This is a genomic window from Streptomyces sp. NBC_01478, assembly GCF_036227225.1.
GTDB lineage: Bacteria > Actinomycetota > Actinomycetes > Streptomycetales > Streptomycetaceae > Streptomyces.
On the sequence record NZ_CP109444.1, the window covers coordinates 11,763,700 to 11,778,889 of the forward strand.

Annotated in this window: 11 protein-coding genes; 8 read left to right on the forward strand and 3 right to left on the reverse strand. The window is 70.5% G+C overall.

From position 1 onward, the window contains the following. The first annotated feature begins 2,875 nt into the window (after positions 1 to 2,875). From OG223_RS52265 to OG223_RS52300, 8 genes are all read left to right on the forward strand, one after another. Positions 2,876 to 3,313 (forward strand): phage tail protein, encoded by a 438-nt coding sequence (locus OG223_RS52265; protein WP_329264929.1) that lies wholly within the window; start codon positions 2,876 to 2,878, stop codon positions 3,311 to 3,313. After that, on the forward strand, positions 3,313 to 4,059 hold the full coding sequence (locus OG223_RS52270; protein WP_329264931.1) for a CIS tube protein: 747 nt from the start codon (positions 3,313 to 3,315) through the stop codon (positions 4,057 to 4,059). Before OG223_RS52265 ends, OG223_RS52270 begins: the two co-directional genes overlap by 1 nt. Then, a complete protein-coding gene (locus OG223_RS52275; RefSeq protein WP_329264933.1) occupies positions 4,056 to 5,924 on the forward strand; it encodes a VgrG-related protein in 1,869 nt (622 codons plus the stop codon). Before OG223_RS52270 ends, OG223_RS52275 begins: the two co-directional genes overlap by 4 nt. After that, the gene (locus OG223_RS52280) at positions 5,924 to 6,331 is read left to right on the forward strand and encodes a GPW/gp25 family protein (protein ID WP_329264935.1); all 408 of its coding nucleotides are present in this window, start codon (positions 5,924 to 5,926) and stop codon (positions 6,329 to 6,331) included. The genes OG223_RS52275 and OG223_RS52280 overlap by 1 nt, the downstream gene beginning before the upstream one ends. 5 nt (positions 6,332 to 6,336) lie before the next feature. Next, positions 6,337 to 8,298: a putative baseplate assembly protein gene (locus tag OG223_RS52285; RefSeq protein ID WP_329264937.1), complete on the forward strand. Its 1,962-nt coding sequence runs from the start codon at positions 6,337 to 6,339 to the stop codon at positions 8,296 to 8,298. Beyond that, on the forward strand, positions 8,295 to 8,840 hold the full coding sequence (locus tag OG223_RS52290) for a phage tail protein (RefSeq protein WP_329264940.1): 546 nt from the start codon (positions 8,295 to 8,297) through the stop codon (positions 8,838 to 8,840). Before OG223_RS52285 ends, OG223_RS52290 begins: the two co-directional genes overlap by 4 nt. A 626-nt stretch (positions 8,841 to 9,466) precedes the next feature. Beyond that, positions 9,467 to 10,270 carry an NADase-type glycan-binding domain-containing protein gene (locus OG223_RS52295; RefSeq protein ID WP_329264942.1) on the forward strand — a complete coding sequence of 268 codons (804 nt, stop codon included), beginning with the start codon at positions 9,467 to 9,469 and terminating at the stop codon, positions 10,268 to 10,270. A gap of 363 nt (positions 10,271 to 10,633) precedes the next feature. Continuing rightward, positions 10,634 to 11,326: an alpha/beta fold hydrolase gene (locus tag OG223_RS52300; protein ID WP_329264943.1), complete on the forward strand. Its 693-nt coding sequence runs from the start codon at positions 10,634 to 10,636 to the stop codon at positions 11,324 to 11,326. A gap of 230 nt (positions 11,327 to 11,556) precedes the next feature. On the opposite strand, the gene OG223_RS52305 is transcribed toward OG223_RS52300, so the two are convergent. From OG223_RS52305 to OG223_RS52315, 3 genes are all read right to left on the reverse strand, one after another. Further along, positions 11,557 to 13,086 carry a tyrosine-type recombinase/integrase gene (locus tag OG223_RS52305; RefSeq protein ID WP_329264944.1) on the reverse strand — a complete coding sequence of 510 codons (1,530 nt, stop codon included), beginning with the start codon at positions 13,084 to 13,086 and terminating at the stop codon, positions 11,557 to 11,559. A gap of 137 nt (positions 13,087 to 13,223) precedes the next feature. Beyond that, entirely contained in the window at positions 13,224 to 13,598 is a 375-nt protein-coding gene (locus OG223_RS52310) for a hypothetical protein (protein WP_329264945.1), read from the reverse strand. An 868-nt stretch (positions 13,599 to 14,466) separates the two neighbouring features. Then, a complete protein-coding gene (locus tag OG223_RS52315; RefSeq protein WP_329265910.1) occupies positions 14,467 to 15,156 on the reverse strand; it encodes a DUF4142 domain-containing protein in 690 nt (229 codons plus the stop codon). Positions 15,157 to 15,190: the final 34 nt, after the last annotated feature.

The following is a 15,190-nucleotide window of genomic DNA, read 5'->3' on the forward strand; positions in this document are numbered from 1 at the left end:
ACCGCCGTTGCTCTCGGCGCCGTCGGTCACCCCACTGCGACGGTTGGCGACCGCGGGCGGGGGCCGAGCCGCCCGTGGCCAGGGCAGTGCGGCATCGGCGCCCGCGGCCGACGGGACGGCTTCCTCGGTCGCGCAGCGTATGCCACCAGCCGCACCCCCTGAAGCCGCGAAGGCCCAGGACGCCTCTGGCACGAGCGTCACCGGACGGACGGCCACGGCGGGAGGGGAGCGCTCGGCAACGGTTCAGCGGTCGGTGGGCGCGGGCTCCACCGGGGCCGGGGTCCAGTCGGCCACCCCCCGTGATTCCGGTGTCGTAGCGGAACGCTCCGCCCTGAGCGGGACTGACCCGGACCCCGGGGCGCACCAGCACCCAGGAGGTCCGACTCCTGTCCAACGTTCCACGTCCGGTGGGTCTACGGCGTGGGAGCCTGTGGGGTCGGCACCCGGAGCTAGGGGAGCCGGTCAATCACGAGCCGGGCTCGGCGCACCTCTGGCTCCGGCCCCCAGGGACGCTGACGCCGTCCCCACCGCGTTGGTCCAGGGCCACGATCGACAGCGGGGCAGCAACCTCGTATCACGTCGTACCGGACTCGGTGCGCCCTTGCGTCCTGCACCGTCACCTGCACCGGCAACGCCCACTGCCCCAACCCCGTCGACGCAGGGGCCGTCCGGCACGGTCACCGTGTCGCCGTCGGGTGGAGCGGCCACTCCGCGTTCGTTCCATCCGGCCGGCGGCTCGGTTCCGGCTCGTACGACGCCTGCTGTGCAGATGCTTCGTACGGCTGATGCCCCGTCATCGACCACTACGACAGGGGCGCCGTCGGTTCGCGAACCAACGGACTCCGGTCGCAACCCGGCGCCGGCGGCCAGGTCGTTCCGGTCCGGGCATCCGGGCCCGGGCGCGAGTGACAGCCCTGTGCCCAACGCCGGTGCGGATCAGGTGACCCGATCCGCACCTTCCGGACGCGGCGCGGCGGACCCACCCCCTGGTCCGCCGCGCCGCCGCACCGTCCCGTCGCGTATGGTGCCCGGCGCGGCGGAGCCGGGGGTGGCGAAGGAGGCGTCACGACTCTCCGCCGAGCCGAGGTCTGTGCACTCCGGGCGGCGATCGGGCGGCGGCTCGACACGCGCGCCGGTTCAGCGACGCACCAGCGCCGCTGCGGCGGTTGAGCCGTCGGTGCAGGACGGCGACCGAACCACCTCGCAACCGGAGCTCGCCGACTCTGCCCAGCTCGCGGCGGCTGCCGGTTCGGCCCGGCCGAACGTTTCGCGCGTGCTCGCAGGTCCCGTCGGGCCCACGCCCCGGGCAACCCCATCCAGTTCTGCTGCCCCGGCCGAGGTCCTCGGCGCCGGCGACTCCGCGGCGGCCGTCGGTTCGGGCGCGCCGATTGTTTCGCGTGCGCCTTCGGCTCCCGTTGGGCCCACGACTCGGCCCGCTCCCGTAGGCACTCTCGGCCCCGCCGGCTCCACCGCTGCTGCCGGACTTCCTGCGCCCACCGCTTCGCGCGCTCCCACTGGGGCCCACATCCCCACGGCCCCACCCACTCCCGTGAGCCCTGTCGCCCCCGCCAGGTCCGCCCGTTCCGCCCCGTCCACCGTGCCGGGCTCGCCTGCCGCGCAGGCAGGGTCTCCGGTCCCCGTGGGGACGACTGCTGCCACCGCGCGGAGCGTGACACTCGCCCCGCGCGGTCCACGCTCCCCACGAACCATCCACCCCATGTCCGCCACCCGTATGACCACGGTCCTGGCCCCGGCGGTGCAGCGCTCGTCCGAGGCAACGCGGCACACTCAAACTCCGGCGCCCAGCAGGCTGTTCGCGGTCGAGGGAGCGCAGGACGTTTCCGTCCGCCCCGCGAGGGGGCCCGAAAATTCAGGCATCGGGCCGGCCGACATGTATCGCGCGACGGAAGCGACTGAATCACCCGTCGCCCCTGGCCGCTCCCGCGTCACCCACAGCGTCCCCGCATTCGGCGACGCGGCGAAACCGGCCGTCGTGCATCGACCCGAAGCATCATTCGTCCAGCGACGCCCGGCCACCGCACCGCCCAAGCAGAGGGCAGCTCCGGCCGACGGGACAGTCCCCGTCGCGTCGCTCATCCCCCGGACCATCACCCCGTCGCGCACGCCCTCCCTTTCCTCTTCCCCCTCAGGGTTCTTCACCTCAGCGTTTCCGAGCTCCGCGACGCCGATTCCGGTGGCCGCCGTAAAGGTGCGGCACTCCGGCAGCACGCCCCTTCCGGTCGCTGCCACCCACGCGACGGTGTCGCCGGGCGCACGTCCGACGCAGCCCGGCCGACCGCCACTCCAGCGGGCGCAACGCCTGACACCCGCCCCGCGAACCGCCGTTCGGACCTCCGCACCGCCCGTCGCGCCCCGCCTTCCTCCGGCGCGCCGGCCGGTGATCCCGGCTTCGGTCACCGCGTCCACCCGCACCGCGGCCACTCGATCCACCCCGACCGCGGTTCAGCGGGCCCACGACACCCGGCCGACCACACCTCCGACCGGCCGGCCCACGGTACGGACCGCTCAAGCTTCCCCCTCGCCCGCAGACCATCAGCCCCCGGCACCACCTCCGCGCCCACCGGTCCTCGCACACTCACCGACCCCGCCAACTCCCGTGCAGCGCCAGACCCCAGCTCCCTCGGTACAGCACCCCATCCGAGCTTCCGCACCCCCCGGCTCCGCCCCCGACACCCTGACTCCCGAATCCCTCGACGCCCTCGCACGCTCCCTCCTGGAACCCCTCTCCCGCCTCCTGCGCTCCGAACTCCGCGGCGACCGCGAGCGCCTGGGCCGTCTTCGCGACGCTCCCTGACCCGACCCCCGTCACATCGCCGCCATGGCTCAACGACCCAAGGACCCGAGGACCCCACCCATGCCAAGCCCCCTGGACCCCGCCTCCACCGTGTTCTTCCGGCTCTCCATCGACGGCCTGGACCTCGGTCTCTTCAACAGTTGCGAGGGGCTCGCCTCCGAGGTGCAGGTGGAGCAGCGCGAAGAGGGGGGCAACAACGGGTTCGTGTGGCAGTTGCCGTCACGGGTGACGTACTCGAACATCCGGCTCACCCGGCCGCTCACCCCGGACACGGGGAAGGCCGCCGCGTGGATCTCGTCCATCGCCACCGGGATCGCCCGGCCGACCGGCCAGATCGCCGCACTGCGCGCGGACGGTTCCGTCGTCGCGCAGTGGGGGCTCGTCGAGGTGCTCCCCGTGCGGTGGCAGGGGCCGAACATGGACCCGGCCAGCCCCGGCGTCGCCACCGAGACCCTGGAAATCGCCCACCACGGCTTCACTGACGCCAGGGGGACCTGATGCCCCCCACCGGCGCCAACAACAGCCTTGTACGGGCCCGTCTCACCATCCACCATCCGCCGAGCGGGTCGAGTCACACCCTGGGCGGCCGGATCGACGAGGTCGAGTTCCAGTTCAACCCCAACCAGTTGGAGCTCTCACGCTCGGCCTCCTGGTACGCCCAGCGGGCCGTCGGCTTCGACCGCGGGGCTCAGCAGGAGTTCTCCGGTGCCGACCCGGCCTCGCTGTCCGTCGAGGTCTTCCTCGACTCCTCCGCCACCCCCACCACTCCGGAAGTCCGCAAGAAAGTGGACCAGTTGCTCTCCTGCTGCGAGGTCGATCCGGAGAGCCTGCCGACCAACCGCCCGTCCCCGCCGTGGGTCCGTTTCTCGTGGGGCGGCTTCAGCACCGTCCAGTTCATCGCGTACGTGGAGAGCGTCAGCGCCGCCTACTCGCTGTTCAGCCCGACCGGGGAGCCCCTGCGGGCCACATGCCGGCTGTCGCTCAAGGAGATCCCGACGCCGACCAAGGGCCAGAACCCCACCTCCGGTGCCCTGACCGCCCAGCGAGTCCACCGCGTGGTCGTCGGCGACTCGCTCCCCTCGCTGGCCTGGCGCGAGTACGGCAGCGCCACCCGCTGGCGTGCCATCGCCGAGGCGAACGGCATCGACGACCCCATGCGACTGCGGCCCGGCAGCGAACTCCTGCTGCCGTCGGCCGACGACGTACGACGCGGACGAGAACGAGAACGAGGCGGAACACCATGACGACTCAGACGACGAAGTCCTTCACGACCGTCCTGAAAGTGCTGGTCCAGGGCTCCCCGCTGCCCGACCCCGTGGCCGGGCGCCTCGTCTCCGCCTGGATCGACACGAGCGTGAACGTGCCGGCCGCCTTCCGGCTCGTCTTCAGCGACCCGGCCCGTGATCTGCTGAGCACCTTCCCCTCGCTCACCGTAGGCGCGAAGACGGAGCTGATCCCGTACACGGACGGCACCAAGGGCCGTCCGCTGCTCACCGGCGAGGTCACCGCTCTCGAGGCGGACGCCGACGGGACGGGCAAGTCGCTGATCGTCCGCGGATACGACCCCGGTCACCGGCTCCTGCGCAACCGCCGCGTCGCCGGATACCCGAACATGACCGCCGCCGACATCGTGCGCCGGCTCGCCACCCAGAACGGACTCAGGACCGGGACGATCGACCCGACCCCGACCGTCTACGAGCTGGCCACCCAGCCCAATCTCACCGACTGGGACTTCCTGGCGCGTCTGGCCCGCGAGAACGACGTCCATCTGTACTTCGACGAAGAGGGCCGTCTCCAGTTCACCGCCCTGCGCACGGCCTCCGGTGCGCCCGCCGACACCACGCCGTCCGGGCAGAGTCCCTACGTCCTGGAGTTCGGCGCCAACGCCACCAACAGCCGGGTCTCCGTCACCGCCGCCGGGCAGGTCCCCTCGGTCTCGGTGCGCGGCTGGGACGTACAGACCAAACGACCCCTCTCCGCCGACGCGCCCGCCACCGCGAGCACGCAGATCCTCACGGACACCACACCCGCGAAGCTCAGCACCCCGTTCGGCGCCGCCTCGCTCACCGGCACGGCGGTCCCGTACACCACACAGGCCCAAGTGCGGCACGCCGCCCAGGCGTTGGCGGACGATGTGACGGGCTCCTTCGCCGAGCTGGAGATCGCCGTGAACGGCAATCCCGAACTGCGGCCGGGGGTGCCGGTGGCGCTCAACGGCGCGGGGTCACCGTTCGAGGGCAAGTACACGGTCACGGGTGCACGGCACGTCTTCGCGTCGCGGCAGCAGTACACGACGTGGGTCCAGGTGAGCGGTCGTCAGTTCCGTTCGCTGTACGGGCTGGCGGCAGGCTCCCAGGAGGCGCCCGCCCTGCCCGGTGTCGTCGTCGCCGTAGTCAGCAACATCAAGGACCCGCTGAAGATGGGCCGGGTCAAGCTGCGCTTCCCCTGGCTGTCCGACACGTACGAGAGCGACTGGTGCCGGGTGGCGCAGTTCGGCGGCGTACGCGGGGGCGGGCTGATCCTGCCCGAGGTCAACGACGAGGTGCTGGCCGCCTTCGACCGGGGCTCGCTGGAGCACCCGTACGTCCTGGCCGGTCTCTACAACGGTGTCGACAAGCTGCCCCGCATCAAGGAGGGCAGCCCGCCCGTCGACGCCACCAGCGGCACCGTCAACTGGCGGAGCCTGGCCTCGCGCGGCGGCCAGGCCGTCGAACTGCTCGACGACGCCCGCAGAGCGCGGGGCGTACGGCTGCGCACCGGCGACGGGGCACTCACCGTCCACCTCGACCAGAACCGTACGACCGTGACGATCCGCAGCGACGGCAGCGTCACCATCCAGGGGGCACGCGGTGTCGACGTGAAGGCGGGCGGCGACCTGAATCTCACGGCGGCACGGGCGGTGAACATCTCCGCCGGGGCCGCGCTGAACCTCAAGGCCGGCGGCAAGGTTGGACTCACGGCGGGCGGCGCCGTGACCCTCGACGCGGTCGGCACCGCCAGCGTCAAGGCGGTCGGGCCGGTCTCACTGGTCTCGGCGGCCAACGCGTCCGTCACCGCGGCGACCGTGACGCTGACCGGTGTCACTCTGCGCAACGGGGTGCCGTTCTGATGGGCGAGCAGTTCGTCGGCGCGGGCTGGGCGTTCCCGCTGCACACCGACGCCTCCGGCTCCATCGCCCTGGTCCGCCGGGAACGGGAGATCGAGGAGTCCATCCGGCTGGTGCTCGCCACCGCGCCCGGAGAGCGGCCCATGAGACCCGAATTCGGCTGCGCCGTACACGACTTGGTCTTCGCACCGGTCAACGAGGCGACCGCCGGACGCATCGGCTACGAGGTGCGGACCAGCCTGGAGCGCTGGGAACCCCGGATCGACGTGGCCGAGGTGGCTGTCACCGCATCCGCCGACGACGCGGCGGTGCTGCTGATCGACGTCCGGTACGCGATCCGAGGCACCAGCAATCCGCGCAGCCTGGTCTTCCCCTTCTACGTGATCCCGTCCAGCGAAGGCGATGTGTGACACCCATGGCCCTGCCCACCCCCAACCTCGACGACCGGCAGTTCCAGCAGTTCGTCGACGACGCCAAGCGCTTCATCCAGCAGCGCGCCCCGGAGTGGACCGACCACAACGTCTCCGACCCCGGCATCACCCTCGTCGAGGCCGTCGCCTACATGACCGACCAGCTCGTCTACCGCCTCAACCGGGTCCCGGACAAGAACTATCTGTCCTTCCTGGACCTGTTGGGCGTGACGCTCTTCCCGCCGTCGGCGGCCCGCGCCGACGTCACCTTCTGGCTGTCGGCCGCCCAGACCGAACCGGTACGGCTGCCCACCGGGACCGAGGTGGCCACCCAGCGCACCGAGACCCAGGAAGCGGTCGTCTTCACCACCGAACGGGACCTGACCGTGCCACCGTGCTCGCTCCGGCGCGTACTGCGGCAGGAGAACAAGGGGAGCCCCCAGGACCGTACGAGTGCTGTTCTGGGAACCACCGACGTGCCGGCCTTCGCCGCGAAACCGCAGCCCGGGGACGTGCTGCTGTTCGGCCTGTCCGCCGCCGTCCCCGACTGCGCGGTGGTGCTCGCCCTGGACAGCCGTGTCGACGGCGTCGGAGTGGACCCCCGCCAGCCGCCGCTCGCCTGGGAAGCGCGGACGGCGGCGGGATGGGAGCCGTGCGACGTGGACGAGGACACGACCGGGGGTCTCAACCGGGCCGGTGAGGTGATCCTGCACGTGCCGGGCGGGCACACACTCTCCCAACTCGGCCAGCACGAGGCGGGCTGGCTGCGCTGCCGGGTCCTGGAGCCCGCCCGCAACCAGCCTTTCTACGCAGCCACCCCCACCATCCGGTCCGCCGCCGCCTACACCATCGGGGGCACCGTCCGCGCCGTGCACGCGGTCGAGGTTCGCGACGAGCGGCTGGGGGAGTCGTCCGGAGCTCCCGGGCAGCGGATGCGGCTCGGGCAGGCGCCGATCGTGGCGGACGACCCGCCGCTGGAGGTCGAGGTGGCGGAGGGCGGCGACGGCGGCTGGCAGACGTGGCGGATCGTCTCCGACTTCGCGGCCTCCGGAGCGGCCGACCGGCATCTGACGGTCGACGCGACGACCGGCGAGATCACCTTCGGACCGTCCGTACGCCAACCGGACGGCAGCCTGCGGCAGTTCGGGGCGGTACCCGCCAAAGGCGCCGTGGTGCGGGCCGCGCGCTACCGGGCCGGGGGCGGTCGCGGCGGCAACGTCTCACGCGGTCGGCTCCAGGTGCTGCGCAGCTCCATCCCGTACATCGCCCGGGTCGAGAACCGGGAGGCCGCCCGCGGCGGGATCGACGGCGAGACCGTCGAGGAGGCCAAGGTCCGCGCGCCCATCGCGCTGCGGGCCCAGGAGCGGGCGGTGACCTCGCGGGACTACGAGGAACTGGCCCGGCAGGCGGCGCCCGAGACCGCGCGGATCATGTGCCTGGGGGCGGAGTCGGACACGGACGGGGAAGGGGCCGTACGGGTTCTCGTCGTGCCCCGGGCCGTGTCCGATCCCGGCGGCCGGCTCCGCTTCGAGCAACTCGTCCCGGAGGACGAGCTGTTGGCGCGCGTGACGCGCCATCTGGACGAGCGCCGCCCGCTCGGGACGCGACTGGCCGTCGGCCCGCCCTACTACCAGGGTGTCTCGGTCACGGCGACACTGCACGCCTACCGGAGCGTCTCCGCACAGGAGGTGCGGGCCGCCGCGCTCGACTCCCTGTACGCCTATCTGGATCCGCTGAGCGGTGGGGCGGAGGGGAGCGGGTGGCCGTTCGGCCGGCCGCTGCGGGCGGGGGAGATCTTCGCCGCGCTGCAGCGCGTGCCGGGCGTGGAATTGGTGGACGAGGTCGAGCTGTGCCCCGCCGACCCGCTGACGGGGCGCCGCGGTGAGCCGACGGACCGCATCGAACTGACCGGCTCTGCCCTGCTGTTCCCGTACGACCACCGTGTCCGAGTGATCGGGGACCGATGAACTCCCTTGTTGTCTCCCCCTGCCCGCTGCGGGACCAACTGCCGGGTGTGTACGCGGAGGACGGCTTCGCCGGGACATTCGCGGACGGGCTGGACACGATGCAGGCACCGGTGCTGAACGCTCTGGACTGCCTGGACGCGTACTTCCGCCCCGGACTCGCGCCCGTCCACTTCCTGGACTGGATCGGGGGCTGGGTCGGAGCCGAACTGGACGGCCTGGCAACGGAGTCCGCCCGGCGGGAAGCCGTCGGAACGGCGATGGCACTGCACCGGCGCCGCGGGACGGCGTACGGGCTGGCGGCCGCGATCCGACTGGCCTTCGGCATCACACCCGAGATCACCGAAAGCGGCGGCGCGGCCTGGTCGTCCCGGCCGCGTGGCCCGTTCCCGGGCGATCCGCGCCCGGGCCTGCGGGTGGTCGTGCGGGTCCCCGACCCGGCGGCCTTCGACACCCGCCGCCTGGAAACCCTGGTCGCCGCGGCCCGCCCGGCGCATCTGCCCTTCACCGTCGAGGTGCTGGCTGAGAGGACTGACAAGAGATGAGCGAGAAGCCTACGGCCGAAGGGCTGTGCCCGGTCTGCGGAACCGCGGGCCCCGGGAGCGGGGAGTCGTTCTGCGAGGTGTGCGGGACGTTGGTGGACTGGGACGCGGCGGAAGCTCCTGCCGCTGGGCCGGGTCCTGCTTCTGCCGGGTCCGTGCCAGGGGGATCGGGGCCGGTGTCCGCAGCCAGGTCCGCGTCCGGGGAGGAGCAACCGGGTCGGCCGGGGCCCGGGTCCGACGGGACCTTGGCGGCGACCTTCGCTTCGCGCGCGGAACGCGTCGGTGGCGCTCCGCGCCCGCCGCAGGAGAACCCGTCCGGCTCCGCCGGGAGAGCCGCTACGACGCGAGGGCCAGGCGCGGGCGGCTCGGTACGCCGTCCCAGCGGCGGGACATCCGGTGCGGGTGCGGGTGCGGGTGCGGGTGCGGGTGCGGGAGCGGGAGCGGCATCGGTCGCGACGCCGGAGTCGACGGCGACGCCTGGAGAGGCGGTTTCCGTTTCCCGCGGTGAGCCGGAACCCGACCGGCCGGCGAGTGGAGACGGGACGCCACGTGCCCCACGGGGTGAGACCGGGCCCGGGCCGGCGCGGCAGGCGGAGGCCGGCGGCCGGACACGGGCCAGGGCGCTCCTCGTGCCCGTGCCCGGGACGGAGGCCGCTGCCCCGGACGTCCCCGCCGTACTGCCCGGCCGCCCCCAGCCCGCACGGCCGACTGCGCGCGCCGTGACGGCGGAGGAGGAGAACGGCATCACCTGCTGGCGGTGCGGAGTACGGAACCGCCCGGACCGTACGTTCTGCCGGAACGACGGCGCCCTACTGGACCGCGGCGGACAGCAGGTACCCACGGCGGCCCGTCGGTGGGGCGAGCGTTTCGCGGGATGGCGGCCCCGCGTGCCGTGGAAGCGGGTCCTGGCCATCGTGGGCGTCGCTGCCGTGCTGGTGGGCGCGGCGTTTCTGACCCCCGCTGTGATCCGCGCGATACGCGACCACTTCACCGACCCCACTCCGCTCCCGCCCGCCGCTGTGAGTGCGTCGAACTCCGACGCCGCGCACCCCGCGCAGTCCGCTTTCGACGGGGTCAGCAATAGCTGGTGGGGACCCGGATTCTCCGGCGACTCCGCGGGACAGTACCTCCAGGCGAACTACAGTCAGCCGGTCGATCTGGAGAAGATCATGATCACGCCCGGTGTCTCGTCACGCTCCGAAGATCTTGACGTTCAAGCCCGCCCTGAGAGCTTCGACCTGCTCATCACCGATGCCTCGGGCCGCACTTCACTGACGCGTCACCAACTCGCGGACGGTGGCCCCCAGCTTGTCGACGCCACGATGGATGACGCCGTACAGGTCGACGTGATCCTGCGCGGCGCGTACGGAACGGCCTCGGACAAGCAGGTGGCGGTCGCCGAGGTGGAGATGTTCGGCCGCACGGCGAGCTGAACATGGCCGGTTCTCAAAAGAGTTCGAGCCGGACGTGGTCACCTTCATCGAATCATGAGTGCAGAAACCAACTATCATTTATCGCCCCATTTTGCGAGCACGGCAAAGTTGCTGGGTGATATCCGCTGGGACCAACCGCAATTCAGGCACCTGATGGGCCTGCAGATAGCCACTTCAGGCAACGAGTGCAGAACATGTGGCACGCATATTCCATAGATCACCGGTTAATTGGTCTTGAGCGGGAAGCGCAGGATCTCTATGTGTGTTGGAAATTCTATTGTCTGTATCTCGAAGAAGTCACCGGTCATTGAGTCGAGAATGTCGGAAATCTTGCCGACGCAACAGTAGGAATGGAGACAGGTCATGGCTGTAAGCAACGTCGTTCTGGTACACGGAGCGTTCGCCGACGGATCGTGCTGGAACCGTGTCATCCCGCTGCTCGCCGGCAGGGGACTGAACCCGATCGCCGTGCAGAACCCTCTGAGCTCGCTGGCCGACGACGTGGCCGCGGCGCACCGGGTGATCGATCAGCAGGACGGTCCGGTGCTGCTCGTCGGCCACTCCTGGGGAGGCGCCGTGATCACGGAGGCGGGGAACCATCCGAAGGTCGCCGGTCTGGCGTACATCGCCGCAGGCGCCCCTGACTCGGGCCAGTCCTTCGCCGGATGGTGGGCCGACTACGAGCCTGCTCCGGGTGCGGCGGAGATCAAGCCGTACGGCGACGGCTATGTCGCGCTGAGCCGGGAAGGAGTTCTCAAGGACTTCGTGCAGGATCTCGACGAGGCCGATGCGGAATTGGTGTACGCCACCCAGGGCCCGCTGGCCACGCGGTGCTTCGGGGACACGATTTCGACCGCTGCCTGGCGGTCGAAGCCCTCGTGGTACATCGTCGCGGAGGACGACCGCACCATCCCGCCGGCTGTCGAACGTGATTCGGCCGTGAGGCTCGGCGCCACGACACTCAGCCTCGACTCGGGGCACGTTCCGATGCTCTCCCAGCCCGAGAGGGTCGCGGACTTCGTGGCGCAGGCCGCGGCCGAGCTCAAGAGTCGGTAGCTCCGCGACGTCAAGTGGTCATGCCCTCGCTCCGCGAAGATCACTGCGGAATGTCACGTGTTGTAGGCAGGGCCGCCGATCGCTGGATCGGCGGCCCTGCCTCCGTGGACCAGAGCGTCGGAGGTATATGAGATCGAGCGGGCGAGGCCGTAGCCGTCCGGCCGCAGCGGACTTGGCCCTCGCTGCGGCCCCGACGTCGACCATGTGTCACGAACCCGCAGATCAGACGCTCAGCCAAAGGGACTTCCTGGGGGCTTTTCGGGGACTTTCACGCCTGTCCCAGGGGATTTCCAGGGATTTTCCGCCGGGTAAGCAGGGGAGCCCCTGACAGCACCGAGAGACGAGAACCCGCTGCTCAGATCCCATCCCCTCAGCATTCGATGATGTTCACCGCGGGCCCCGCGCGCGGTCTCCTTGTACTTCACGTTCATGGTGGTCCCGGATGCGATCAGTTCTTTGACCTGTGGGTTCGGGGTCAGCTTCTTGATCCATCCGGTCAGTAGGGACTTCTCAGGGACAATGGGCGGCTGGGACTGCTCCAGCCACGAGTTCATGGCCGTCAGCCCGCGTCGACCGGCACCCGGCATGAAGTGAGCGTAGTGGTCGAGCGTGATCTTCGGTGAGGCGTGCCCGAGCCACACGGACAGGCTCACGACCGACTCGCCGGCCTCCAACTGCACACCGGCACAGGTGTGCCGAAGGACATGGAACATGTCCTCGCGCGGCGCTGCGTAGATCGGACTCCGCCGGATCCGGCCGCCGTCCCGGCGGACCCTCTCGCCGACGGCCTGGATGAGACCAGCTCCTGCCAGCGCGGATTTCCAGCTCTTGTCGTTCCACGTCCGGTAGTAGATCCGGTTGCGGTGCGAGGTCGTGAGCACCAACTGCACGGTGATCGGCTTGCGTTGTTTTGTCTCCAGGGCGTTGGCAGGGGGCTCCGGGTTCCGCCACGGCAACGTGCAGGGGGTGGACGGGAAACGTCGGAGGTGGTCGTGCGCTCGGGCGGCGAGGTTGGGAGGCAGCGGTACCGTGCGCGTCTTGCCGCCCTTGGGGAGGCAGAAGTGCGGCCGTCCCTGGATGTCCGACCTGAGCTGGCGCCGGACGTGTACGACGCCCGCTTCCAAGTCGAAGTCGTCTTCAGCCAGGCCGAAGGCTTCTCCCTGGCGCAGGCCGAGCCCAAGCCCGAGGTCGACCGCGAACCTGTAGCGCTCTTGAAGGTGGGAGCGGACCGCGTCGACGATGGATCGAGCCCAGGCTTTGGCCTTCTTCTCCGTGCGCCGTGGCGGCTTGACGCTTCGGTGGACCTTGATGGGGTTCCGCAACAGTCGCCGGTCGTCGACCGCGCTGTTGAGGATGGACGACAGGTGGCCCCAGATCACATCGGCCGTCGTGTCCTCGACCCGGGCGAGCAGCGCTGCCTTGAATGAGCGCAAGGCCGAGGCGTCGATGTCCCGGAGGGAGAGGTCGCCCAGGATCGGAATGATGTGACTCCAGATCCGGCTGTGCATCGGACCCGCGGTCGATGGCTCGTCAGTCCGACTCGGCCACCCATGGTCGACTATGTAGTCGGCGAGGGAGATCTCGCCGTCGCGAGGGTCGACGAACTCACCGGGCCTCGTGTCGGTCTTCGCCGTGGCGAGCCGCTGTTTGGCGTCCTCGCTCGTCTCGAACGAGCGGTCCTGGACCCCGGGAATCCCCTTGACCCGGTAGCGTTTTCCCGTGCCGTAGAGAGCGGTCCGCTCCCTTTTTTCCGGCGTCACGCCACAGGCCGCCCTCAGATGCCCGATCCTTCTTCGCGTTCAGAACCGTGCGACAACAGCTTGCGATCATGTTGATGTGATGAGTTGAAGAAGTCTTCACATCATGGGCAGACGCGGTTCCCGCATGCCGGGACAGGTTAGATCTCGATCGCCCCCTCTACGCGTTTGAGTTGGTGGCGGGCCATGGCCAGGTTCGAGCAGCCCTTGTCGAGCACGAGGTACAGGAACAGGCTGTTGCCGTTGCGGCCGGTGACCAGGCGGATCAGGTGGTACTGGCTGTCCAGCGTGATCAGGATGTCCTCGATCTGGCTCTTGAGGCCCGGTTGCTCCATGGTGCGCACCATGGCCCGGACGACATCCGTGTTGCCGGCTGAGGCGACCGTCAGGTCCAGGCTCTTGCTGCCGCCCAGCGTGCCCAGCGCCATGCCGCTGGTGTAGTCGACGACCGCTGCCCCCAATGCCCCCTCGATCCCGGCCATCATCTCCTTCAGCGACACTTCAACACTCGCCACGATGCCTCCCCCTGTGTTGCGTTGACTGCGGCGGGCCGGTGCTGCCGACTCGCCTCGGTGCCGGGACCGTATGCATGTGGCTCTCGCTTCAGGAGCGTCTCTTCGGGACTGACCCGCGACGACCGGACAACGCGACGACGGGACCTGTCAGTGGGCAAGAACTGCCCTGACGCGTACGGAAGTTGACGCCTGGTCTGACGCGAGCTGCAAAGAGGGATCACGCGGCCCGGAAACCTTGACGGACCTCAGTCTGCCGCGGGCCGGACTGGGAACTCCGGGACGAAGCGGGCGCGTTGCCGCGCGACGGCGACAGGGTCCTACGGTCCGAGGTCGGCTGCGGCGCTGCTCATTTTCTGGGCCTGGTGGGCATCGGTCCGGGCGCCTCGCGGGCACCGGCCACGATGATCCGAGTCCCGTCCTTCACCCCGAAGAACCTGGACGACGTCCCCCGCAGCGGCCGTCCCCGTCTTGGCGGCTCGGTGCACAGTCTTTCGCGGCGGCCGACCACATCGGCGCCTCCCGGCACGGGATGCGTCCGGGGCCTGCCGACCGAGCGTTCGCGGGAGCGACGCAGGCAGATCGTGGAGGGGCGCAGTTCTCCTCACACGCCTTGCCCGCGTCCAGGTTGAGGTCCGAGCAGCAGGCTCCGCCTCCGTCGATCCGGGCCGGATCCTCCGCCTTCAGCAGCGCGTCCTCGGCGCCACCCGCTGGACCCACGCCGAACTCAGCTTGTTGGAGGCCGGAGGGGTCCGCCTGGTGACGGATCAGCCGCCTCCGCTCACGGGCATCCGCAAGGGTTTCCGGTTGATGACGGGAGGCTGAGGTCGGGCACGATGGCCTGTCCGGCGCCGGAGGCTGGGCTCGCTCCTCACCCCGCCGAGGGACTCGGCGAGAGCGTTCTGGTCGTCGGCGGGGTGAGGACGACCTGGGGCTGGCCCGCGATCGGGGGCGGCGGGGTCAGATCCTGGGCCGGGAGCGTGGGCGTGGTGGTCTCCTGGACGAGGACCTGGCCGAAGTCGACCAGGCCGGTCTTCTCCAGGACCGTGATGTGGTCCAGGACGGTGCCGTTGGCCTGGTCGGCCAGGGCGCGGACCAGCGAGTTCCTCGTGGTGGTGCGGACGCTCGCGATCGTGGAGAGGAGCCGGCCGTCTTCCGCGCGCACAATGGTGGTCATGTCGGTGTCGAACTGTTTGCCGCTGTCCGCGTTCAACTTGGCCACGAAGCCCTGCTGTTGTGGCGACGGCTGGTCGGGCAGCGTGATGTCCAACTGCCCGGCGACATTGCGGCATGCGGCGTCCAGGGAGGCATGCCCTTCGATCAGGTGCTCCCCGGCGGTCTTGACCGCCATCGTCGTACCTTTCCGTAAGGCCGTCTGACCGACGGGGTACTCCCACAGCCCGGCGGCGCGCACCTCGACCACGAAGTCCCGGTCGGCCTCCGTGAGTGGTCCGGTCGCCGGGGTGGCGATGACCCGTTCGGGCGCGCTGCCGACCTTCTGGACTCCGAGCATGGCGGGATAGAGAAGTGACCCGAGGGTGGCAGCAAGCGCACCACCCAGGAAGAGAGTTCCCGCCGCTTTGCGTGAAACGAGC